The 22,858-nt window shown below is 39.4% G+C and carries 25 protein-coding genes; 12 read left to right on the forward strand and 13 right to left on the reverse strand.

What is annotated here, in order from left to right; genetic code table 11:
- Window positions 1–71 precede the first annotated feature (71 nt).
- Complete coding sequence (locus AACU33_RS01425) at window positions 72–350, forward strand: hypothetical protein (RefSeq protein ID WP_096586702.1); 279 nt, start codon at window positions 72–74, stop codon at window positions 348–350.
- An 86-nt stretch (window positions 351–436) separates the two neighbouring features.
- Here the strand turns inward: AACU33_RS01425 and AACU33_RS01430 are convergent, their stop codons facing one another.
- Window positions 437–796: an S-adenosylmethionine decarboxylase family protein gene (locus AACU33_RS01430; protein ID WP_096586703.1), complete on the reverse strand. Its 360-nt coding sequence runs from the start codon at window positions 794–796 to the stop codon at window positions 437–439.
- Between the two features lie 172 nt (window positions 797–968).
- Here AACU33_RS01430 and AACU33_RS01435 point away from each other — a divergent pair, with 172 nt between their 5' ends.
- Window positions 969–1,784, forward strand: coding sequence for a DUF1838 domain-containing protein (locus AACU33_RS01435; protein ID WP_096586704.1), 816 nt, complete (start codon window positions 969–971; stop codon window positions 1,782–1,784).
- Between the two features lie 82 nt (window positions 1,785–1,866).
- On the opposite strand, the gene AACU33_RS01440 is transcribed toward AACU33_RS01435, so the two are convergent.
- The 3 genes from AACU33_RS01440 to AACU33_RS01450 form a co-directional block, all read right to left on the reverse strand.
- A complete protein-coding gene (locus AACU33_RS01440) occupies window positions 1,867–2,655 on the reverse strand; it encodes an SDR family oxidoreductase (protein ID WP_096586705.1) in 789 nt (262 codons plus the stop codon).
- A gap of 125 nt (window positions 2,656–2,780) precedes the next feature.
- Entirely contained in the window at window positions 2,781–3,542 is a 762-nt protein-coding gene (locus tag AACU33_RS01445; protein WP_096586706.1) for a class II aldolase/adducin family protein, read from the reverse strand.
- Window positions 3,543–3,952: 410 nt separating this feature from the next.
- Complete coding sequence (locus AACU33_RS01450; protein ID WP_096586707.1) at window positions 3,953–4,171, reverse strand: RRXRR domain-containing protein; 219 nt, start codon at window positions 4,169–4,171, stop codon at window positions 3,953–3,955.
- A 768-nt stretch (window positions 4,172–4,939) separates the two neighbouring features.
- Between AACU33_RS01450 and AACU33_RS01455 the strand changes: the two genes are divergently transcribed.
- A complete protein-coding gene (locus AACU33_RS01455) occupies window positions 4,940–5,071 on the forward strand; it encodes a hypothetical protein (RefSeq protein WP_339375695.1) in 132 nt (43 codons plus the stop codon).
- Between the two features lie 107 nt (window positions 5,072–5,178).
- Here the strand turns inward: AACU33_RS01455 and AACU33_RS01460 are convergent, their stop codons facing one another.
- Window positions 5,179–5,382, reverse strand: coding sequence for a pentapeptide repeat-containing protein (locus tag AACU33_RS01460; RefSeq protein WP_339375696.1), 204 nt, complete (start codon window positions 5,380–5,382; stop codon window positions 5,179–5,181).
- Window positions 5,383–5,585: 203 nt separating this feature from the next.
- On the opposite strand from AACU33_RS01460, the gene AACU33_RS01465 reads away from it, so the two are divergent.
- The 6 genes from AACU33_RS01465 (at window position 5,586) to AACU33_RS01490 (ending at window position 12,675) form a co-directional block, all read left to right on the forward strand.
- Window positions 5,586–5,750 (forward strand): hypothetical protein, encoded by a 165-nt coding sequence (locus tag AACU33_RS01465; RefSeq protein WP_339375697.1) that lies wholly within the window; start codon window positions 5,586–5,588, stop codon window positions 5,748–5,750.
- 387 nt (window positions 5,751–6,137) lie between these two features.
- Window positions 6,138–7,997 carry an NAD(P)H-quinone oxidoreductase subunit F gene (locus AACU33_RS01470; protein ID WP_096586708.1) on the forward strand — a complete coding sequence of 620 codons (1,860 nt, stop codon included), beginning with the start codon at window positions 6,138–6,140 and terminating at the stop codon, window positions 7,995–7,997.
- Window positions 7,998–8,102: 105 nt separating this feature from the next.
- On the forward strand, window positions 8,103–8,825 hold the full coding sequence (locus AACU33_RS01475; protein ID WP_096586709.1) for a carbonic anhydrase: 723 nt from the start codon (window positions 8,103–8,105) through the stop codon (window positions 8,823–8,825).
- Window positions 8,826–8,960: 135 nt separating this feature from the next.
- Window positions 8,961–10,460 (forward strand): NADH-quinone oxidoreductase subunit M, encoded by a 1,500-nt coding sequence (locus AACU33_RS01480; protein ID WP_096586710.1) that lies wholly within the window; start codon window positions 8,961–8,963, stop codon window positions 10,458–10,460.
- Window positions 10,461–10,686: 226 nt separating this feature from the next.
- Window positions 10,687–11,286 (forward strand): CDP-alcohol phosphatidyltransferase family protein, encoded by a 600-nt coding sequence (locus AACU33_RS01485; RefSeq protein ID WP_096586711.1) that lies wholly within the window; start codon window positions 10,687–10,689, stop codon window positions 11,284–11,286.
- Window positions 11,287–11,355: 69 nt separating this feature from the next.
- Window positions 11,356–12,675 (forward strand): CO2 hydration protein, encoded by a 1,320-nt coding sequence (locus tag AACU33_RS01490; RefSeq protein WP_096586712.1) that lies wholly within the window; start codon window positions 11,356–11,358, stop codon window positions 12,673–12,675.
- A gap of 209 nt (window positions 12,676–12,884) precedes the next feature.
- On the opposite strand, the gene AACU33_RS01495 is transcribed toward AACU33_RS01490, so the two are convergent.
- The 5 genes from AACU33_RS01495 to AACU33_RS01515 form a co-directional block, all read right to left on the reverse strand.
- Window positions 12,885–14,072 (reverse strand): AbrB family transcriptional regulator, encoded by a 1,188-nt coding sequence (locus AACU33_RS01495; RefSeq protein WP_096586713.1) that lies wholly within the window; start codon window positions 14,070–14,072, stop codon window positions 12,885–12,887.
- A 257-nt stretch (window positions 14,073–14,329) separates the two neighbouring features.
- A complete protein-coding gene (locus AACU33_RS01500) occupies window positions 14,330–14,668 on the reverse strand; it encodes a hypothetical protein (protein ID WP_096586714.1) in 339 nt (112 codons plus the stop codon).
- An 86-nt stretch (window positions 14,669–14,754) separates the two neighbouring features.
- Window positions 14,755–15,171 carry a DUF2358 domain-containing protein gene (locus AACU33_RS01505; RefSeq protein ID WP_096586715.1) on the reverse strand — a complete coding sequence of 139 codons (417 nt, stop codon included), beginning with the start codon at window positions 15,169–15,171 and terminating at the stop codon, window positions 14,755–14,757.
- A 19-nt stretch (window positions 15,172–15,190) separates the two neighbouring features.
- A complete protein-coding gene (locus tag AACU33_RS01510; RefSeq protein ID WP_096586716.1) occupies window positions 15,191–16,345 on the reverse strand; it encodes a glycoside hydrolase family 10 protein in 1,155 nt (384 codons plus the stop codon).
- A 34-nt stretch (window positions 16,346–16,379) separates the two neighbouring features.
- Entirely contained in the window at window positions 16,380–17,180 is an 801-nt protein-coding gene (locus tag AACU33_RS01515; RefSeq protein WP_096586717.1) for a DUF1206 domain-containing protein, read from the reverse strand.
- A 218-nt stretch (window positions 17,181–17,398) separates the two neighbouring features.
- Here AACU33_RS01515 and AACU33_RS01520 point away from each other — a divergent pair, with 218 nt between their 5' ends.
- From AACU33_RS01520 to AACU33_RS01530, 3 genes are all read left to right on the forward strand, one after another.
- Window positions 17,399–18,265 carry an alpha/beta fold hydrolase gene (locus tag AACU33_RS01520; RefSeq protein WP_096586718.1) on the forward strand — a complete coding sequence of 289 codons (867 nt, stop codon included), beginning with the start codon at window positions 17,399–17,401 and terminating at the stop codon, window positions 18,263–18,265.
- 311 nt (window positions 18,266–18,576) lie between these two features.
- The gene (locus AACU33_RS01525; protein WP_096586719.1) at window positions 18,577–19,032 is read left to right on the forward strand and encodes a pentapeptide repeat-containing protein; all 456 of its coding nucleotides are present in this window, start codon (window positions 18,577–18,579) and stop codon (window positions 19,030–19,032) included.
- A gap of 822 nt (window positions 19,033–19,854) precedes the next feature.
- On the forward strand, window positions 19,855–20,283 hold the full coding sequence (locus AACU33_RS01530) for a CAAD domain-containing protein (RefSeq protein ID WP_096595085.1): 429 nt from the start codon (window positions 19,855–19,857) through the stop codon (window positions 20,281–20,283).
- A gap of 282 nt (window positions 20,284–20,565) precedes the next feature.
- Here AACU33_RS01530 and AACU33_RS01535 read toward each other — a convergent pair whose 3' ends face one another.
- The 3 genes from AACU33_RS01535 to AACU33_RS01545 form a co-directional block, all read right to left on the reverse strand.
- On the reverse strand, window positions 20,566–21,573 hold the full coding sequence (locus AACU33_RS01535) for an S-layer homology domain-containing protein (RefSeq protein WP_096586720.1): 1,008 nt from the start codon (window positions 21,571–21,573) through the stop codon (window positions 20,566–20,568).
- 141 nt (window positions 21,574–21,714) lie between these two features.
- On the reverse strand, window positions 21,715–22,260 hold the full coding sequence (locus tag AACU33_RS01540) for a GIY-YIG nuclease family protein (RefSeq protein WP_096586721.1): 546 nt from the start codon (window positions 22,258–22,260) through the stop codon (window positions 21,715–21,717).
- Between the two features lie 40 nt (window positions 22,261–22,300).
- A complete protein-coding gene (locus AACU33_RS01545) occupies window positions 22,301–22,621 on the reverse strand; it encodes a hypothetical protein (protein ID WP_096586722.1) in 321 nt (106 codons plus the stop codon).
- Window positions 22,622–22,858 lie beyond the last annotated feature (237 nt).

A 22,858-nucleotide genomic window follows, 5' to 3' on the forward strand; every position in this document is an offset into this window, starting at 1 on the left:
AAGAGAAAATCAAGTATCATGCAAGCTGTCTACTCTATTAGTAGAGTTGCCTACACGCAGGAGAGAAGAAAATGAGAGTCTGGCTTGCTTGCTTTTTCGTATTGTTTGCCTTGGCAGAACTGTTTGACTGGGTACAAGAATTTACTCTGCCATTACCTATTTATATTTTGGGTGGAGCTTTTCTAGCCGTTGCTTCTAACTATGACAAGATTGTAGGATCTTACTTCAATGATGGAATAATTGAGCGATCGCCTGAGCCACCGCAGTTAGATTTATCACCTCAACCCCTGAGTCCGATTTCTTTGCCTGAGCCAGAGGGCAGAGGGCAGGAGGCAGAGAGTAGAGGATGAGGGGAAAAAGCAGAGGCGCAGGGAGCAGGGAGCAGGGGGAGGAAGAAATCAGTAATGACTTTGGACTCTTGATTAATAGCAACTAATTAACCGCTGATATATAAGTAATTCCAGCTATCCATACTGTCTGATTCACTGATTTGTATTGTTAATATTTTGGCTAAAAACCTAGCTTTTTCTTGATTATCTTTTTGATAGTCACAGATATGAATATCAATTGTTACCTTTGCTTCTTCAGGCCAAAAGTGTAATGCTACATGAGACTCGGCTAGTAAAACGACTGCGGAAATCCCTTGTGGCTGGAATGCATAAGCAAGCTCACCAATAACAGTTAATTGAGCTGTCTTAGCGGCATTTTTGACAACTCTGATAAAATCAGCTGTTTCCCACCGGAAAACAGCTTCAGCAGCTGGCAAAATTGCGTAAAAATGATGGGATTGAATCACCTATGCAAGTTTTTGGTTCGGAATATAAGCTTTGAGCGTAGGAAATTTTAACTTACTATGGTTACGTAGAACTAACATAGCGATCGCACTACTTAAATAAGCCCCTTTTTACAGTAGGGCTAATTTATTCTCAATCTGCTTGCTATATTTCTTAATATTAAGGATGCTGTAAATGATTGCCCAAACTCAAGAATTGGATGCCCTGCACTGGGTGAAAACACGTTCTTCCCTCGATTCTAGCCAATCCACCTTCCTGATTTGGATAGGTAAAATTTACGCATTTATCCCTGGAGAGAAACGAAAACTCCTTTTTAAGATATTTGGTATGAGTGTAAGTAGGTGTATTGCAACAGCAGAAGGTAAATGGGATTTTACTTCTAGAGAATTGACGTATTATCTTCACCCAGAGACAGGTGAGAAGTTAAATAAGTGGGAAAATCCTTGGACAGGGGAAACAGTTACAGTAATGCACGTAGCTAATAATCCCGTACAGGGTGAATTTAAGGGTAAATTTCCTGCCCAAGTAGAGGGAGATAGGACAACTTTTGTTTTTGATATCTTTCCGACTTACCCCAACCCTTTAGCCGCAGACTCTAAATTTGCCGAATACAGTCCCCAAGAAATTTATCAGGCAGCAGAATTATTTAAACTTACCGTACCCACCGCAGATTTACACAACTCAGAACTTCCTTCGGTTTCGCAACTGAAATTGAGTTGGGATAGGATTGGTCAGTGGCTTCCTTGGATGAAAATGGGCGATCGCCCCGGTCAACTCATATATAGTGCTATTGGGGGTAAAATCAATGATTTTACTGAGTTACCCCAGTGGCTACAAGATGAAATTAATACTCGTATTCCTTTATATAAGAATGCTCCAAAAGGATATCTTGAAGGCGAAGATATGACTTCTTGGCTATATTTCCAACAAAACTTTGATGCTTACCTAGCTGGTGAGATTTTTCCGCTGTCAGTAGCAGAGGAATTGTAATATTGTCCTTTGTCATTGGTCATTTGTCATTAGTTATTTCTTTCCTCCTGCTTTGTCTCCCCTGTTTCTTCCCCTTACCTTTTCAAAATATTCCTTGGTAGCTGCCACCATCGACTTGCAGCATAACTCCATTTATATATGAGGCGGCGGGCGAACAAAGAAATACAGCTACGTTAGCAAACTCTTCTGGCTTTCCCATACGACTCAGAGGGATATTTGCGTTGATAGCTGCAATTTCTGCTTCTTTGGTTGTGCCATTTTTGGCGATGCAGGCGTTGATTAATTCTTCTACGCGCTGTGTATACGTCCAGCCTGGTAAGATGCTGTTGACACGAATGCGATCGCTACCTAGTTCTTGGCTAAGTGTTTTAGTTAAACCAATTACCGCTAGACGAATAGAATTGGACAAAACGAGATTTTGAACTGGTTGTTTGGTCGAAGTTGAGGTAATTGTCAGGATCGCCGCTGTGTTTGATTGGCGTAGATAAGGCAAGGCATATTTCACCAGATTAACTGCACTGAGTAAATTTAAATTGATTGCGGCTTCCCAAGCTGCAACATCAAGATCGTCAAACGTTCCAGCAGGTGGCCCCCCAGCATTAGTAACTAAGATATCCAATCCGCCAAATTTCTCTACTGTTGCATTAATTACCCGTTCAATGTCTGCTGATTGAGTTACATCTGCACGCACAGCCAAAACTTCTCTACCTGTTTCGCTTTCAATCTCCGCAGCAGCTTTGCTTACTAACTCACTACGGGCACAAATAGCTACTTTTGCACCTTCACGAGCAAATTGCTTGGCTGTGGCTTTACCTAGTCCTTTGCTGCCAGCTGTTACTAATACTACTTTGCCATTAAGTTGCAAATCCATAATTTTTAGTTTTTTCAATTAATGGATAAAAGCATTGAAAACAATCTTTTGTTGGATTTCAATCTAAAATCGAAAATCTAAAGTCTAAAATTTATGTTGTTTTCTGGCTTATTTGTATTACGTCACTACTCAAGTAAGTCTGGTTGTTCGCGCACAATCCTGTGATAAAGTGGCTGAAAGCAGTACCAGCCATTGAAAGGGGTGCCGATTTGAGTATGCGTTAAACGTGCGCTATCATGCTCAATGATATTGGGTTTTCCCGCTGCCTCAGCTAAAAGTTGTGCTTGGCTACAACGTTCTAAGTTAATAAACCACCAAGTAGCTTCATCAACTGAATGACCAACTGTGAGCATACCGTGATTGCGTAAAATGACAGCTTTAGTAGTTCCTAAAGCATCAGCAATTTGTTTAGCGGCTGATGGCTCTAGTACTTCACCCGTACAGTCATGAAATACGCTGTGGTCTTCATAGAAAGCGCAGGAATCTTCATTTAAAGGGTCAAGTAGACGACCTAAAATAGACCAAGCTTTACCATAAATTGAGTGTGCATAAACTGTAGCGATCGCATCTGGTCTAGCTTCATAAATATGAGCGTGGATGGCAAAGGCTTCTCGATTTACAGGCAGATCGCCTTTAATTGTATCTCCAGCCTTATTTACCATTATCAAATTAGAAACGCGAACTTCTCTAAAATCTATCCCTTGGGGGTTGATCCAAAAATGATCTGTGAATTCTGGATCGCGAACTGTAATATGACCATTTGTACCTTCATGAAACTCAAACCTAGCAAACAAACGGATGGCTGCGGCTAGGCGTTGTTTGCGATGCAAGCGTTCATCTTCAACTCGCTCAAATACAGGGGGTTGAGGTTTATGTAATTTAGGCATAATATTTATTTTTCCTAGCTCTTACAAATATTTGTTTTTTGGCAATATCTATATTCCTCTGTTTGCAACGCGATCGGCATCAATACCGATTTTCTTGCTTTTGCGGACAAAAATACTATTAGCGATCGCACAAGTCAAAAAGTCTTGATTTTAATGTTTTGTAATGTTGTCTGCGAACATTTTGAGTGATGCTGCAAGTTACGCTTGCAAGAACGCAACCCTGATGGAAACACCAATAAGCAGGAGAAAACAATCCAAAAATCAAAAATCAAAATTAACAAATATACTTGACTCTGGGCTTTTGAATCTTAGACTCTTACAAATTAACTCTTAACTGAGTAATCAGCACTTTCACAGGCTAAAAAAATAAACCTGTTTTCATAGGCTTTTAACCTTTTGCAACTGGATAATTATTTTCGCAGTGCAGTACTAGTGTTCTTCAGATGAAGGTCAATCTTGAAGCCAAGTTGCTCCAATCTTGAATGAGTTAGAGGTTCCTTCAGAATAAGAGTAAATGGATATCGCCGGAATACAGCAGCTTCTCCTTGTGACAACAGCTTTCTGGCATGGCTGATGTGTATGGGGTATAACGGTTGTTTGTTAGCGTCAAGAATAAAAACTTTAGTCATTACGGATAAGATTAGCCTAAGCAATAGTTACAAGATTTTTCTTTGAACTAAGCAACCATAGATAGCTGTCCTGTTGACGTTGCACTTTTGCTCGTACTGTTAAAAAATTACGTCATGAATGTAGGCGATCGCATTTTCTACGAGCTTGATCTTGAAATTAGTCTAGTATTTACTCCGATGTTGTAGTAGTTTACTAGGAATTTTGCTACCTATTTTATGACTAATAACCAGGGTAGACTTAATTGGAGTATCATAACTCTACACTTGGTAAAAAATTTTTGATGTATTTCTGTGTGAATTAATCGCGAATTTCTTGCCTGGTAAAGCCTGTGAGGAATATGACAAGAGATTAATGGAATGTTAAGTTTTGTAGGCTTGTGGTTGCTAACCGCAGGATAACTGAGTTTGCTAAGTTTTGTTTAGTCGTAGTTTTAACAGCACAATTCAAGTTATGGCTGTTTGCTTATATATTCATATTTATATATTGTTAACGTCGCTAATATCAGAGACTTTGTTATCTTCTTGCATAAAATACTTTGGCTGCTAAAGTGTAGTTGCGATCGCAATTTTTAGATCGCGAACATAAATATCTTGTGCTTCCAGCAATAATTGCTGACTTTGGGATAAAGCTTTGAGTTGATTGTAGTCATCAAAATATGTTGCACTCAGTTGAGATTTATCGCTCCCTGCGGCGGTTTTGGCTCTGAGTAAGAATTTACGATCGTCGCGTTTCTCGATGGTGACAATTTCTAACTCGGTTTCTGGGTGATGTTGCGTCAGGTTGTGAAAAGCGATCGCAATAGCGCTGGGGTCTACCCTGTAATTGTGGTAAAGGTCAAGGATATCAAAAATTGGCTTGATAAAGTCGCCAAAATCCCCATCCTGGATACTTATTGCTGATTATCGGGTTTGCGATGGGGTTGGGGTTGTCTTGAGTAAGTACGCGCATAAAGACATACTCACACTTCACCCCATGTAATTTAGTCTCACTTATAATTTCCCAATCTTCAATCATATGCACCTGTGATAATTGCACCTGTTAAATCGGTTACTTTTAGTTGAGCTTGCTTGAGCTTGGCTTGTGATAAATCTGCATCTTGTAAATTAGCTTCACTCAAATTGGCAGCGATAAAGCTAGCATCTGCTAAGTTTGCCGATCGTAAATTGATTGTCGGTATAGCTAAAGTCCAGCAAAGCAGACTCATCTGCATATTTCATAATTATGTTCGCTCAAATAACCATAATTGCGGCTGAAAGAATTACATTATTAGCGTTTGAAGTTCCTTACTAGGTAAGATATTGCTGAGTTCGATAATTTGACAATGACAAAAATGTCGGTCAGCAACACTAGATGTGTGGTCTGTGGCAATGTGGATATAGGCACAGCATAAACATCCACCTACAGGACAGATTAATGGAACGCTCGAAAATAATAGCGATTATTACAGGTGCAATTTCTATTCTTTTAGCGATCGCCTACCTGATTATCGTGCAAATCCTCGATTACCGAGACATGAAACCCGCACCTATTAGCCAAGTTAACCAGCCGCCTGCAATTATTGCTTATAGTTGGCATTAAAAGTTCACCCTGTCTAGATCCCCGACGTATTTGAGAAAGTTGGGGATCGATGATTGTAGAGATCCAAATTAAATGGGTCTGCTGTCATTTATGTCAATTAAAAAAATCAATGATAACTATTAGTTCATTGTCAAGATTATCTATAGATGAAAATTGATAGTTACGATTTGTGAATCCAATCAATCTTTTATATAAGAATTAGTTAGAGCAACTATCGTTCATTTATTTATTTTAAGTATTTCCTTTTTGGCATAGATAAAGGTAAGCTATTTTTAACAAAATTAAGCAAAAATAAAATTGAGTTGTTAGTGATGGCTGGGTTAGCTGTAATCAAAACTGTTTGATTCACAACCCCGAAGTTTTGCTGGAAGTTATAGAGGTAAGTTCATGGCTCAGTTTCTCTTAGAGACTGTTTGGCTAGTTCCGTGCTATGCCTTAATAGGTGGGCTTTTAGCCGTTCCTTGGTCTCCAGGGATCATTCGCCGTACTGGCCCAAGACCGGCGGGTTATGTCAATTTGGTAATGACATTTTTAGCGTTCCTGCATAGTGCGATCGCATTTTTCGCAACTTGGAATCATCCACCTATAGAAGTATTTATTCCTTGGCTGTCTACAGCTGGTTTAAATCTTACCATCGCTTTAGAAATTTCTTCTATAAGTGTAGGAGCATTAATTGTAATCACAGGCTTGAATTTCTTGGCGCAAATTTATGCCATTGGTTACATGGAAATGGATTGGGGTTGGGGACGCTTCTATTCTTTATTAGGACTATTTGAAGCGGGATTATGTGCCCTAGCTTTGTGTAATAATTTGTTCTTTAGCTATGTAATTCTGGAAGTTCTGACTTTAGGAACCTATTTGCTAGTTGGCTTATGGTTCAGTCAGCCGTTAGTAGTTACCGGTGCAAGAGATGCTTTCCTCACCAAACGGGTGGGAGACTTATTTCTGCTGATGGGTGTGTTGGGATTGTGGCCATTAGCCGGAACTTGGGATTATACAGAATTAGCTGAATGGGCAACAACTGCAAATGTTGACCCGACAATTATCACTCTAGTAGGTTTAGCTTTAATTGCCGGGCCAATGGGTAAATGTGCCCAATTTCCCCTGCATTTGTGGTTGGATGAGGCGATGGAAGGCCCCGTTCCTAGTACAATTTTGCGGAACTCGGTGGTAGTTGCGAGTGGCGCGTGGGTACTGATTAAACTGCAACCCGTGTTAACTTTGTCGCCACTGGTTTCTTCAGCCTTGGTAGCAATTGGTGCAGTTACGGCTATCGGTGCTTCCTTAATTGCGATCGCTCAAATTGATATTAAACGCTGTCAATCTTATTCTGTCAGCGCTTATATGGGTTTGGTGTTTATCGCAGTGGGTACAAAACAAGACGAAGCAGCATTGTTATTAGTACTGGCTAATGCGGTATCAGCTGCACTGTTAGTTATGAGTACCGGCGGAATCATCTGGAACAGCATCACCCAAAATGTTACTCAGTTGGGTGGACTGTGGTCGCGCCGTCCAATTTCTGCAATAGCGTTTATCGTTGGAACTTTGGGGTTAATTGGATTTCCACCTCTAGGCGGCTTTTGGGCGTTGATGGAATTAACAGATGGACTCTGGGGAACTCAACCTTGGTTGGTTGGTGTGGTTATAGCCGTGAACGCTTTAACTGCTGTGAGTTTAACCAGAGAATTTGGTTTGATTTTTGCTGGTAAAGCTCAACAGATGAGCGAGCGATCGCCAGAAGTACACTGGCCAATGTCTTTTCCAATGGTGATTCTACTAGGCTTTGTTTTACATCTGCCCTTAGTGTTGCAAAGCTTATCACTATTACCTTCTTGGGTAATTCTTAATAAAGATGTTGCGCTGTTATTAATTTGGTCAACTATTTTTGGTTGTGGTATCACTGGCGTAATTTATTTAGGTAATATTCCTAAACCAATTCGTCTACCTTGGCAACCTTTACAAGACTTGTTCGCCTACGATTTTTACACTCCAAAAATCTATCGGATGACGATTATTTTCAGCGTCGCCCAACTTTCCAAGTTTGCTGATATGCTCGATCGTTTTGTAGTTGATGGGATTGTGAATTTGGTTGGTTTATTCTCCCTATTAACTGGCGAAGGTCTGAAATATAGTACATCTGGTCAAACCCAATTTTATGCTTTCACTGTGCTTTTAGGTGTTGGTGTATTGGGAATGTGGGTAACTTGGCCATACTGGGGAGTGCAAGTTTTAAATTTCATGTTTTAGGAACTTGGGGTTTGGGGAATAGCCCCTAAACCCTTGTTCATCCCGATTACACAATTTTTAAAGACGATTTAAAAGCTAACCATTTTCAAGTGTGAGGAGAAGACAATGAAAAACAACTATCGCCAAGCAAATGTTTCTCGTAGAAATTTACTCAAACTAAGCGCAGGCGCAATTGGTGCAGGAGTATTAACAGCCGGAGTGGGTTCAAATTTAGTTGCACCTGAAAAAGTCTCAGCACAACCAGAAAAAAATGATATTACTCCCGACCAAGCATTAAAAGAATTAGTGGATGGAAATAATAGGTTTGTTAAAGCAAAAAAACGCAATCCCCATCAAAGTTTAAAACGCTTACAGGAAGTTGCTAAAGGTCAAAAACCGTTTGCCTCGATTTTAGGTTGTGCAGATTCGCGAGTTCCTTCAGAGATTATTTTCGATCAGGGGCTTGGAGATTTATTTGTTTGTCGTGTAGCTGGTAATATCGCAACTAATGAAGAAACTGGTAGCTTAGAATTTGGCAGCTTAGTATTAGGCTCAAAGCTAATCATGGTACTAGGTCATGAAAGATGTGGTGCTGTAGATGCCACTATCAAAGGTGCCCAAGTACCTGGGAAAATTGGTAGCTTACTAGAAGCAATTAAACCTGCTGTAGACAAATCTCAAGGACAAGCAGGAGATAAATTAGAGAATGCTTGTAAGGCTAATATTGCATTGCAAGTTGAGAATTTAAAGTCATCACCAGTCCTCGCTGATTTAATCAAAGCAGGCAAATTGAAAGTAGTTGGTGGTTATTACGATTTAGATACTGGTAAAGTCAGTCTAGTTAGTTAGTAGCCAATGGTCATCTGTCATTTGTCATTTTTCATTTGTTATTTCTACTTTTCCTTTCCCTTGACATTTGATTATTGACATTTGACCATTGTCATCTTTCAAAATTTCCCGTTGTACTCATTTACCCAAATTGCCATGTTAAGTGTTCTGATTTGGCTCCCGATTTTAGCAGCAGCTATTATCGCCGTAATTCCGAAAAATCTGCCTGCTAATACTGTGCGGTTAAGTGCATTATACTTTGCTGCCGTAGTTCTACTCTGGAATATTTTTATTCTGTTCAAATTTGATATCAGCAATCCAGGAATGCAATTTCAAGAGTATCTACCTTGGAATGAAACTCTTGGTTTGAGCTATCAATTAGGAGTAGATGGACTTTCCATATTGATGTTGGTTTTAAATAGCCTACTTACCTGGATTGCTATTTACAGCAGCAGCAAAGAAACACAAAGACCTCGGCTTTTTTACTCGCTAATTTTATTAGTGAGTGGTGGGGTAGCAGGTGCATTTTTAGCAGAGAATTTGCTGCTATTCTTCTTGTTCTATGAACTAGAATTAATTCCCTTCTATTTACTAATTTCTATTTGGGGAGGGGAAAAAAGAGCTTATGCAGGTATTAAATTCCTGATTTACACTGCTGTTTCTGGAGCATTAATCTTAGCAACTTTCTTGGGTATGGTGTGGCTAACTGGTTCTACCAGTTTCGCTTTTGATGCAGTCTCTACCCAAACCCTGTCTAGCGTATTGCAAATAGTCCTACTTTCAGGAATCATATTAGGTTTTGGCATCAAAATTCCCTTGGTTCCCTTCCATACTTGGCTACCCGATGCTTATGTGGAAGCTTCAGCACCCATTGCGATTCTTTTGGGTGGTGTATTAGCAAAGTTGGGCACCTACGGACTGTTAAGATTTGGCATGGGGATGTTTCCTCAAGCGTGGAGTATGTTCGCACCAACATTGGCAATTTGGGGTGCAGTGAGTGCAATTTATGGGGCGGTAGTGGCGATCGCGCAAAAAGATATCAAGCGCATGGTAGCATACAGTTCCATTGGTCACATGGGTTATATTCTGCTAGCTGGTGCTGCTAGTAATGCCTTAGCGCTGGTTGGTGCTGTCGCCCAAATGTTTAGCCACGGTTTAATTCTGGCTATCTTGTTCCATTTGGTGGGAGTCGTCGAAACCAAAGTTGGAACTCGCGAATTAGATAAACTCAATGGTTTAATGAGTCCTATTCGGGGTTTACCTTTAATCAGTGCTTTGCTGGTATTAAGTGGAATGGCGAGTGCTGGTATTCCTGGTTTAACAGGTTTCGTGGCAGAATTTATCGTTTTCCAAGGAAGTTTCACGGCGTTTCCTCTTCCCACAATATTGTGTGTAGTTGCTAGTGGTTTAACTGCGGTTTATTTTGTCATCCTTCTCAACCGCACTTGTTTTGGCAGACTCGACAATTTAGCTTACTATCCGAAAGTGCAATGGTTTGAGAAAACTCCTGCGTTAATTTTGGCAGCTTTAATCATCTTTTTGGGAGTACAACCAACTTGGTTAGTGCGTTGGAGTGAACCCACAACTACCGCAATGGTGGCTGCAATTCCCGCAGTGGAAAAAACTGTAAACTCGGAAATTGCTTTGAAACCATAATGAATTTTACTTTGCGACGGCAGTTGCTTCAAGTCGGGAAACCCGCCCAACGCACTGCCTCATCTTTGCGCCCTTGCGTGAGAATTTTGATAAACGAACCGCAAAGGCGCGTTCGGCGAAGCCGTTCCCGAAGGGTAGTACACGAAGGACAGAAAGCAAAGAAGAGGTTTTTTCAATTGATTTAAGATTGCTATAAGGAGTTACGCATCAATAATCAGGAGGAAGGATGAACCTGAAATTAATTCCCAGCGGACTAGTACTATTTCGCTTTTTAATTGCGCCCTTTCTTCTCTGGGATGCCCTTGATGGTAAAACTAGTATTTGGTTCATCGTTGGCTTTGTCGCCGCCTTCCTCTCAGATATTTTTGATGGCATTATTGCCCGTAGACTTGGTGTTAGTACCGCCGAATTAAGACAAGCTGATAGTTGGGCTGATGTTTGCCTTTTTAGCTGCATATTTGTGAGTGCTTGGCAAGTACATCAAGATGTTTTAATTGCTTATCGCCTACCTCTACTTACAGTTTTTTTTGCTCAGTTAGTTTGGTGGATAGTGAATTTATTTAAATATGGTAAACCTGCTAGCTATCACACCTATTCGGCTAAGTTTTGGGGTATTACTCTTGCCATTGCCATTATTTCTTTATTCGGTTTTAACTATGCAGGAATTTCTCTTTGGCTAACTTGTATTGCTGGTTTAATTTACAGTATCGAAGAAATAGCCATGACAATTATTCTGCCAGTGTGGACGCACGATGTTTTAAGCATTTTTCACGCCCTAAAAATACGCGAACAATTATTAATACAAAAAAACGAAATGGCATCATAGTCATCACAAATGACTAATGACTAATGACAGCCTTCAAAAAAAATCTTACAACTCAAATAGGATTGGAAGATGACAGCAACTTTTGATAAAGCAACTAAATTACCTCCTTCCCGCCATGAATTTGCGGAAGTAATTCATCGCTTAGAAGCTGGCGGTTCTATGCTACCCGATACGCCAGAAAACCTGATGCAAATTATCGGTATTTATAAAGCTTATGCTGTGCCGATGGATTTCTACTGGCGGGACTTACTTTATATTGCAGAACGGGAATTTTTAAATCCCTTTCCCTTCTTTAAATACTTCTTACGCAAAGAGTATTTAGACTTACATAATCATTATGCTGGTGATGATGCCGATTTAAGAATTTGGCGCGGCCCGGCTACAGCCCATCCCGAATTACTGGCATTTATTGAAAAGGGTGAAACTGGCAAAATGCCAAAATTATTTCACCATTTATTCCACGATCGCATTAATATGGAGTTTGCTGAAGCTTGTATGCGGGCTATGCTTTGGCATCGTCATATGTATGCGCCAGTAAACCAATTTGATGCTTACTTAGACTCAGACGAATATAGAGCTAACGCCGATAGGGCAATTAAAGCTTACTTTAAAGGCAACCCGGTAATGTTGGCACTGCACAAGATGTTCCCCGATATGTTTTTGGAACAGTGCCGCCAGATGTCATATTACTCTAACCTGGGTTTATTCTGGGAAGTTATGGCCCCCGTGTTCTTTGAAATGTCGGATATCTACGACGAAGGCGGGTTTAAAGGTGTCCCCGACGCCATGAACTTTTTGGTTAACGGCATTTTTGCGATCGCAGGTCGTCCAATTTACCATCATGTATATATTGATGGGGAATGCTACGAAATCATTCCCAAATCCAAAGGTTTCACCTGGCTATACGAAGCCGCACTACCTTATGTAGAAGCAGTTTTCTACCGTACTGCACCTTTCCGTGGTACAAAATCTTATAATGCTCAAGCAGGTCAAGTACCTGACGATCAAAAAGATTTCCACTATGGCATTCTCTACGCTGATGTCTTCCCTGTAGGTACTGCTGGTATCCCACCCACATTATTAATGCAAGATATGCTGCACTTCTTGCCTCAATATCTTGTTGACTATTACCAACAATATTGCCGTGGCGAAGAAGATATGTTGATTCAGTTGGGAGTTAGTTTCCAACGTTCTATGTACAACGTAACTTCGGCAGTAATTCAAGCATTGCGAACTGCACTTTTATATCCACTAGATGACCAAAATCCCAAGCATTTACAAGCGAACCGGGAATTTTTTGAAGCCCAGCTAAACCGCTTTACCCGTGCTGATTACAATATGCGTGATGCAGCGCGTTTACGGGATGTTCAACGCCAGGATTACAGATAATTCGTAATACTTCGACTTGCGAGAGTACAAGTTCGTAATTTTTTCTTAGGGTGTGTTATGCCGGAGGCTAACGCACCTTATATTTTTGCTAATGCTGAATCAACTTGAGGGTTTCCGGAATCAATTTCAGGGTTGACGTTTCCGTATTGCCGTGACAAAGAATGTAAATTGTTGATGGTGTTCGGTGCGTTCCGCTGCCCGACAACACACTAAGAAAGTTCTGATAATTTCCCATCAAGACGACGAAATAAAAATATCCAAATTGGTAGGGAACTGTTAATTGCAATTAGTCTGACTAAATGCCCTGTGGTGACAACTTCCACATTATGATTCAATACCAAAGAAACTAAAATCATTTCTGCTGAACCGCCTGGTGCTGTCACCAATAGACAAGTTAACCAATCCCAAGAAGTTAATTGCATGGCTAGCATAGCAGCGATCGCACCTGCGAATACAGTCATTACTACAGACATCACCGCATAGCCTATAGTGCGTTTTCCGAAAGTCGGTTTATCTCCCCAATACTCACCAATGGTAATTCCTAACAGCATTTGACCAACGATATTCAGCAATGACGGTGGTGTAAAGTGAAGATCGTGGACAAAAGGCAGCAAATTTAGTACGGGATTCAATCCGATACCAATTAACAAAGCCCCAAAAAAATCACCTGCGGGAATCTTAAATAAGATTGACAGATAAACAGCTAATCCAGTTATCGCCAGTGCTAACAAGAGTAATCCTAATTGCGATGGCTCAAAACTCAACAAATTACCTTGAATGGCGATTGTTTGTGGATTCCAAGCATTACCAACTGTAGTTCTAGCGATAAAAGGAATTAGAAAAACTACAGTTGTGACGCGCAAAGCTTGAACTAATGCTACTAGAGTGACATTTCTGCCATAATCAGCAGCAATAGCAGCCATAATTCCCACGCCACCGGGTACTGTAGCTAGCATTGCTGTTAATAAATTAGTTTTGCTGAGGCGGGAATAAATATAGCCAATCCCGCTACCACATAGTAGAAGAAAAAAAGTTAGTAAAATAAAAATTGGAATCCCAGAAGCTACACTAGCTAAATCGCTATGAGTACTTGAGGCTCCAACTGTTAATCCTACCAATGCCATACCAACCTTTCTAGCAGTTCGGTTAGGTTTGGGAGAATATTGATAGAAAATTCGGCATCCTTGCAAAACTACAGTACCCGCAGCAATTCCGCCAAATATCCAAGCAATTCCTCCAATGTGGAACCTTGCTAAACCTAAACCTAAAGGTAAAGCCAGCAGCATTTCTAAAACTAGAACAGCCAGTTGCTTGATAAATAGGTTTTGTGAAGCAACGGTAGGATTTTCAGCAGTGGATTCCTCCACTATGGGAGCAATGCTAAAACTATGATTCATTGATAAGGCGCGTTTTACATTAGTTTAACTTTGCACATCAGCTAATGCGATCGCGCAATACCCTAGAAAAGCTGTCAATTCCAACTTTCTTACCAATGACATAGAATTTGGGAACAAAGAATGTAGCTTTAGCATTATCAAAAGCAGTTTTTAAATAGTTTTTGTATTTAATCTTACAGCAAGGACACAACATAAGTTGTGCCCTTACTTACAAACTTGATTTTTGCTAGTATCTAGTGGTTGATTGATTCAGCTAATTAGTCTTCATCAAGAGCTGGAAAAGCTTCCTCAAACTGCCACAACTCATCCTTGTGTTTCATAAACCAAATCCGAGTTTCTGGTGTTAATTGACTCCAAATTATTTCCACAGAAATATGAGGAGATGCATATCGATACTGCTCGCCAAGTGCTTTAAGATTTTCTGCTACATCAAGAGGAACGCCAAACTCTCGCCAGTCAACTTTGATATGTCTGCCAGAGAGTCCGGCTGCGGGGTCAAAAATAATTTGTGCAGCTCTGATTAAATCGGCAAAGTGATTTGCTTTCAGCCCGGTTATTTGTTGAATTTGGGGTGATTCATTATGCTGTTGAGACATGTCGCTGGAGTGGTGAAGAACGATCGTTAATTGAACTTACTGCCAGAGATTTTTATCCCAATTTCTCTAGTGTAGCGCACAGCCGCTTAGGCATCTTCACCTTTGATGATAAACTGCCGCAAAATCTCTCCGGGTTTCCTATCCCAAGTATCGATATGTTCGTATATTAAATTGTCTCGATTGAGTTTATAGGTTGAATAACCATTAAAAAATATCTTTGCTTTCCAAGGAACGCGCAATACACCCCGAACTGTCCACTTAGCTAAAATTGTATCTTCTGCCGATTGATATACTTCATGCAAATCAAAATAAATTTGTGTAAAAAATAGCCGAGCGTGAAATCTTAAAGTCCAAAATATAATCCGATAGTTGAATTTATATTTAAACTTATTTACCGGGTCGCGAAAATAGATATTTTGTGTATATATGTCATAAGAAATATCTTTTTCAAATAGAGTTGGCAAATCATTTTTCAGAATATTTATTACCTGTTCTACCTGCATTGACGCTCCACTCACCTAGTTAAAAAAGATTTCGGAACAGCCTGACTAATCTCTGCCAAATTGAAGATATTCTCTTGCTAGTTAAACGACTGCCCCTTAAATCAGACAAAGTAGGAAATGTTGCAGTTTGAGCATAAGGGCCATTTCGCAGTATCTTAGCTAAGGCGCGATCGTTTTCTCGCAAACCTTCGTAAAAGAAGAATACTTCTCCTTGAATACCAAGTTGGCGGTTGCATTCAATTACTTTAATCAGATGCTCAGGAGTAATACAATAAGAACCAAGCTTCACTAAAATTCCTGGTGCTAACTTTGGTAGTGTCACATCTGTGAACTGTTGGTCTACCAATTTATTAACAATACATTTATAACTAAGCAAGTCGCGGCGATAAATTTGTGGGTGAATCATATCAACAAGGCCGCGATGTAACCAGGTAGCGGAATCTTGCAAATACTCTTTAAATCCCCAATCATAAATATTGGGAGACATCGACACAATTAAATTCGGGTTGACTGCTTTCACTTCATTGTAGAGACGGGCTAAGAATTCTGTGAGAATATCCGCACGCCATTGTAGCCATTGTCTATCTTGCGGATTTTGTGGCGGATCTTGCTGGAACTGCTGACGATAAAGTGCTACTGTTCCTTGATCGTAGCCACCTTCACAGGGTAAAGCAGGTAAGCGATCGTCACCTTGAATGCCATCAACATCATAATTTCTCACTACCTCGCGTACCAAGTTCAACAAAAACTTTTGTACTTGAAGATCGAGGGCATTCATCCACTCAAAACCATTTTTTTTCAGTAGTTTACCATTGCGATCGCGTGCCGCCCATTCTGGTTTTGTCTGTAACAACATCCCGCCATTCAAGTTATAAGAACTGGCAAAGCCATATTCAAACCAAGGGATTACTTTTAAACCTACCCGTCGCGCCTCTACAATTATTTCTGCTAAAGGATCGCGATCGACAAAGCCAGGATCGATTTCTACACCAAATGTTTGCAGCATCGTTTGGCTGGGATACTGAGTGACTCCCTTATTCCAAACCACAGGAAACACTACATTAAATCCTGTCTCGGCTAGAAAATCCATTGCCTCAGCAATGCGCTGCTGTGATTTGAGTACTTTACTATCGGTATTGGTAAGCCAGACACCGCGTGTTTCTATTAAGCTCATGTGCGTATCTAAAAACAAGGTGTGCCGCAATTTTTCAATTCACGACTAGCTGACTATACCGCGCTTTGATCGCCATATAAATACCATAAGCAATTAAACCTAGCGCCACAAAGCCTAAAAGCCAAGGGCCATATGGTTGTTGTGCCAAAGTCTGTAACGCCTCATCCAAACCTCCAGCAGCTTGGGCGTTATATTGAGTTGCAGCTTGAATCAGAAACCAGCCAATAATGCAGAAGACAATACCCCTAGCTATCAGACCAAATCGACAAATCCCCATCACCCAGTTCCGTTCTGTATTGCTTAATTCAGTTAAATTGAGTTTTCTGCGAAACTTGGCGGTGTAAGCTTTGTAAAACTGATAAAAACCAAAACCAATAATTAACGCCCCCATAGTTCCTACTAACCATTGACCAAAGGGTTGAGAAAGTAAGCGCGCCGTCCAATCTTGAGTAGAGTTACTATTACTACCGCCACCTGAACCAAGCAGAATTTGTACAGCGCTATAAGCTAAACTCCCGTATATCACACCGTTCATGGCATAACCAACTCGCTTTGCCACGCCTTTATTTTCAGGATCTTTGATTGCTTGTACAAAGCGCCAAATTACATATCCAATTAAACCAATTGCTACTAAAGCTAGCACAAACTTACCAAATGGTTGCTCGACAAGGGTTTGTAAAGCTCCTTTAGTATCAGTTGTTTTACCACCTGTACCAAAAGCTACCTGAGCTGCTAGTAACCCAACGATGCCGTAAACTACTCCTTTAGATACATAACCCAATCTTGCCAGTCTTTCTATCCATGATGCAGGATGATGTATGAGATTTTGTGTCATAGTATTTGCCTGGATATATGAGATTTCTTTTAGCAAGATTTATCTTATAAATACATCTACCCACTGGCAAAAATCACACTAACTATAGAGATATTTTAGTAAGCACTGTCTATAAAATTTTTGTTTAAACTTTTCTTCTAATAGATGTTAATGCAAACAGCTAAATAGCATAATTCAATCATATCTAATAAACTTTTGATGTAAATGGAGTAGGAACAATGACTGCTGTAATTGAACCTTCCTGGACACAGGAATATATCACCACTAATGGAGTAAAACTGCACTACGTTACTCAAGGTGAGGGGCCTTTAATGCTGATGTTACATGGGTTTCCCGAATTCTGGTATTCTTGGCGGTATCAAATCCCAGAATTCGCCAAATACTTTAAAGTAGTTGCTCTTGATTTACGCGGTTACAACGATAGCGATAAACCAAAAAAGAAATCAGCTTATGTAATGGATGAATTTATCAAAGATATTGAAGGTGTAATTAAAGGCTTAGGATATGATAAATGCGTTGTAGTTGGCCATGATTGGGGTGGTGCGATCGCCTGGAATTTTGCTTATGCACATCCAGAGATGTTAGAGCAATTAATTATACTTAACCTGCCCCATCCTGCAAAATTTTCTCAAGGTTTACGTACTCCACAACAACTAATGCGTAGCTCTTATATTTTCTTTTTTCAGCTACCTTGGCTACCAGAGCTATTTATCAAAAGTTCAAACTACGCAGCAGTGGAAAAAGCTTTAAAAGGTATGGCAGTTGACAAAAATACTTTTACACAATTAGACATTGATACCTATAAAAATGCTGCTGCTAAAAATGGCGCTCTTACAGCAATGTTAAACTATTACCGTAACGTTTTTCAGCAAAGAATCTTCAAAACTAATTGGGGAATTTTAGAAGTACCAACACTAATGATTTGGGGCGAAGATGATACTGCTCTCGGTAAAGAGTTAACCTATGGTACAGAAGCCTATGTCAAAAACTTTCAAATTAAATATATTTCTAAATGTAGCCATTGGGTGCAGCAAGAAAAACCAGATTTAGTCAATCAGTATATGCAAGACTTTTTAATGCTTTAAAATTTCAACTATTGTTTGTCAAGCGTGCTATTACGTAATAGCAAAAATCCTCTTAAATTTCCATGACAAACTATGTCGTTTTGTGCATTTCCTTAATAACATTTAACAGGGATTTAACACACACAAGTTTTAGTAATCTCCTGCTCATCTATTACCCAAAACTCTTCATTCAAGGCTATTTCCGCCTATACGAAACAAGTTAAATTCTCCAACCTGCTTATGTACTCAATTAACATAATGACAGTCATTTAGTGAGATAATAGAATTGTGAGGAAAAGAACGGATATAACTTGAGTACAAAGGGGGAAATTATGAAACTCCAGCTATTAGCGGTTCTAGCCTTAGCAACTCCCCTGATTTTCACTAACGCAGTTAAAGCTGATAATCCGCAAGATTTACAAAAGTTGTTGGCAACTGGGGAATGTATCAACTGCGATCTTAAAGGAGCCAACCTGAGTAGCGCTCATTTAATTGGAGCAGATCTAAGAGGTGCAAATCTTCAAAATGCAAATTTGACTGAAGCTAACCTTGAAGGAGCCGATCTCACTGGCGCAAACTTAGCAGGTGCTAACTTAACTTCAGCTTACATAACTAATGTGAATTTGAAGCAAGCCAATCTTGATAACGCCAATTTGACTCGTGCTAAAATTTACGATTCTAATGTATATCAAGCATCAATGAATAATCTGACTATAACTGATGCAGAAATATTTCATACCGGAATCGGCATTGGTGGAGAAGATGCAGAAATTCCCGATTGGAAATAAGCTGAACTAAGTAAGTATTAACAGAACTTGGAGTTAAAAGATTTAGGATAAGAAAAACTGAATTTTAGCCAGCCTAATCCTAAATCTGGTCTCCAAGAAGAAAAAAGTATTTTCAAAAATTTAGTAACTATGATGTAAAGGTTTATTTTTTCCTATCCAGGAAAAATAAGTAGACCATACACCTCAGATTAATATCAGCCCGTTACTATTTTTTCGCCGCAATCTGCTAGCCAGTCTCACCTATAAATAAAAATATTTAATTAATTGCTGATACAGCTTAAATATTTATGAGAAATTTTTTTCCATCATAGAACTCTACTTGTATATCATAAAAAAAAAATTCTGTCTAGTACATTTAAACACATAAAAACTTTTATTCCGTATTAATATCACTACGATTGGGTTAATTGAGGAACACTGCTTAAGATAGCTTTAATATCCGATAAAATCGGGTTTTAAGCTTGTATAAATAAGAGGTGGACTGACTTTTGCATAATTTGTACTTCTAATGAGTACGATAATGGGCAACTGACATGACATGGGATAATAGCAACCTGAGGATTCCAGTTGATTTAAAAAACAGAACTCAGAAAGCTGATTTTTTATAGCGTCTGCGCCTTCTAACTTCTATCCTCCTACTAAATTGCTACCTTGTAGTTGATGAAGTAGTGGTTAAAGGACAATTATGGTGATAGGACACTAAACCCTTTTCAACTCAAACTCAGTTGTACTGATGCTCTTATGCATCACCTAATCAACAGCCTTTAGGTTGTAATTGTCCAGATTAGAGAAACTCAACTGTTACAATTTATGGAAGCGAAAATGCAAGAACCGGAATTCACAGAAACCAAGTCTTCAGAGACCACGATGACAGATATCAACAGCCAAACAGGAACCATAACTAAAATCCAGCCTACTGTACAGTCTCAAGAGCAATGGCTCAAATACGGAGAACAAATTTCTGGCTTTTTAGGAACACTGCCTGAATATCTGGGAAACTTTTTTAATCAATACAAGCAGCCTTTAGTTTCCGTCGGCTTAATTGTGGGAGCAATTGTCGCGGTTAAGGTACTCTTGGCAATCTTAGATTCGTTGAACGATATTCCCTTAGTAGCACCTACCTTTGAATTGATTGGTATTGGTTACTCTGCTTGGTTTGTTTATCGCTATCTACTCAAAGCTTCAACCCGGAAAGAGTTAACCGACGAAATTACAACCCTCAAGTCACAAGTTGTAGGTAAAGACTCGTAAGCTAATGTATCACTGACCACAGCTTTCAACCAATGTGTATGCTCTACACTGCTATTAGATATAAATATCAGTGAAAGTGGTCACAATACAGTTTGCTTAACTGTAGCCGTCATCCTTAAGGGTGCGGCTACTAAACTAAGATCTATAATGTCTGATTGATAAAGTTCAGATAATCCCCAAAACATACCTCCACAGTCTTAGCTAATCTAACCTTAGTTTTTTCAAAGCTTTCAGCCTGTGGGCTAATCCGAAATCAAGTAAATAATCTCAGGTTTACTGAGGCTAACGTACAATGTTTTGAGAGGGAATTGCCTCTAACTGCCCCATCTTAACTAAAGCTTGATAAACCATAGCAGTTACTTCAGCACGGGTAGCTTCTTTATTAGGAGCAAATATCTGTGGGTCGGGGTAATTAACAACCAGTCCATTAGCAGTGGCAGACGCTATTTTAGCAGTGGCATATTTAGGAATATCTTTAGCATCCTGATAAATTTTTAAAACTTGCTCCGGGGATGCAGGAGTTTTCAGATTCAACCCGCTAACCAAAGCTACCAAAACTTGAACTCGCGAAATTTTTTGTTCTGGTTGAAAGGTTTGATTAGGATAACCCTTCAAAAATCCTGCACTGATAGCTTGGTTAATTGCTGAATTTGCCCAGAATTCTGCTTTGACATCTTTGAATTTGAGCGTATTCTTACCAGATTGGTTTTCAAACGCTTGTTGCAGTATTGCAGCAAATTCAGCCCGTTTTACAGGCTGATTTGGTCTAAAAGAATAATCTGGAAAACCTTTGATAATACCGCGAGAAGAAAGAACATTAATAAAACGCTGACCCCAAAAATCAGCAGGTACATCGTTAAATGCAATGGGTGGTGGAATTGTTGACTTTTTCTTCGAGGGCGTTACCAAAGAGAATGGTTGTGTAATAACTCTGCTAGATGATGACACAGGTGGGTTTTGCTGTGTGGGAAAAGCAGGGTTGATGTCCGTAGGCGGTGTTTCCTCAATAGCTGGTGGAACAATACTAGGTGTAGGTAGCGATGATGGCAACGTACCTGCATTTGGTTGTGTCTGAGGTATAGGAGAAGATAAACTTAGATTTCGTTGAACGCTGGGTGAGGCCGTTGGCGATAGTACTCCACTTAAATTCCAGCCAGAATCTTTACGGAACAATGACCAAAGTAAAATTGCACCGATAGCGCTAAAGGCAACCAGAACGGCGATAAATTCATCAAAGCCAAGGGCATTGTTTGGTGATGACTCAGGAGCGGGAGGAGGGGTATTTATCATCTTAAGCACCCTACTAGCGTAAAATGGGTATCTCAATTTAATTGAACAATCAAATCTTAATACCCAAGTTGGTTTTGTGGTGACTTTGTGAATGCATAGTTAAGATTTGAGTTATGAAGCTAAGTCTAGGTAAAACTACTCTTATTTCAAATCGAGCAGTCCTTCTTCTTTCAACTTAGGATTAAAGCGAATTTGCGTTTGGCAACCACGGTTTTCTAAGACAGCTAAAATTTCCGCTTCTACTCGCCGCGCTACATTTTTCAATATTTTTATTTTTGTTAATTCGTCATTAACTGGATTTTGATAATTTTCTTTTTCTTCAGTTGTCATTATTACTTTGACGTCAATGGGATTTGTCCATTTTTCTTTTTGTTCTTTATTCCCTAAAGGTATACTGCCATTTTCAGCAATCCAAGCCTGCTCGATACTTTCTAAAACATTGCGGCTAGGACGGTCAATAGTTTGAACTTTTAACCAATAGCATTGTTGTGGCTGACGCACTAAATGCTGCCTGAGGCTAAGATAAACATCACGAGAATAGCCAACATATTGCAGCAATTTTTCTTGGTCAAAAATTGCATAAACTCCAATTTTGCTCTGGAATTGTTCCGGTAGTTGACCATGCTCATTGATGTAAGGTATATATTCCAGCGTTGCTAACAAAGAAATATTTGTTTCAGTATTCATAACTTAAATTGCTCAAACTATCATCAATGGAAAATACCTATTACCTAATTCGGTAAATTGCACACAAGCGGCTGGGTTTAAAAATTTTGGCATTAAACATAAAGTTGGGTGGTACATTAACTATCGCGTACTCATTAGATGTATGATATTTCTCAAATTCTGCTGGCATTCCTTTAGGAGTATTTAAGCTATAAGGAACTGGCTGAAAAAGTAATTTTGTAAATTCAACTTTTTCACATTGCAATTGTTGACCAAGTTGAGTTAAAAAAGTCTCATTTGTTAATAATTTAAATAGATTTTCTTGAGCTTGGGGTTCAAGAGTAAAACTGCTATCGAAGTTTTGGATGATTTTTAGAGGCATATTGCGTACTAGCGATCGGTAACTCAAAGGTATAGTCTAGATGAAATTTTGCGATCGCCTAACAAACAATGTTTTAGGCTTAACCGCCATGAGGTATATTCTACTGCTCTTATCACCACACTCTGTCACCATAATTAATACGATTTTTTGAGAAGATGCTAAATTAATAAAAATGAAAAATGATGAGGCTCTTTTGATTTAGATGTGGTGCGATGTGAAAATTCGCTAACAAAAAAG

This window comes from Calothrix sp. NIES-2098, from assembly GCF_963875125.1.
Lineage (GTDB): Bacteria > Cyanobacteriota > Cyanobacteriia > Cyanobacteriales > Nostocaceae > Aulosira.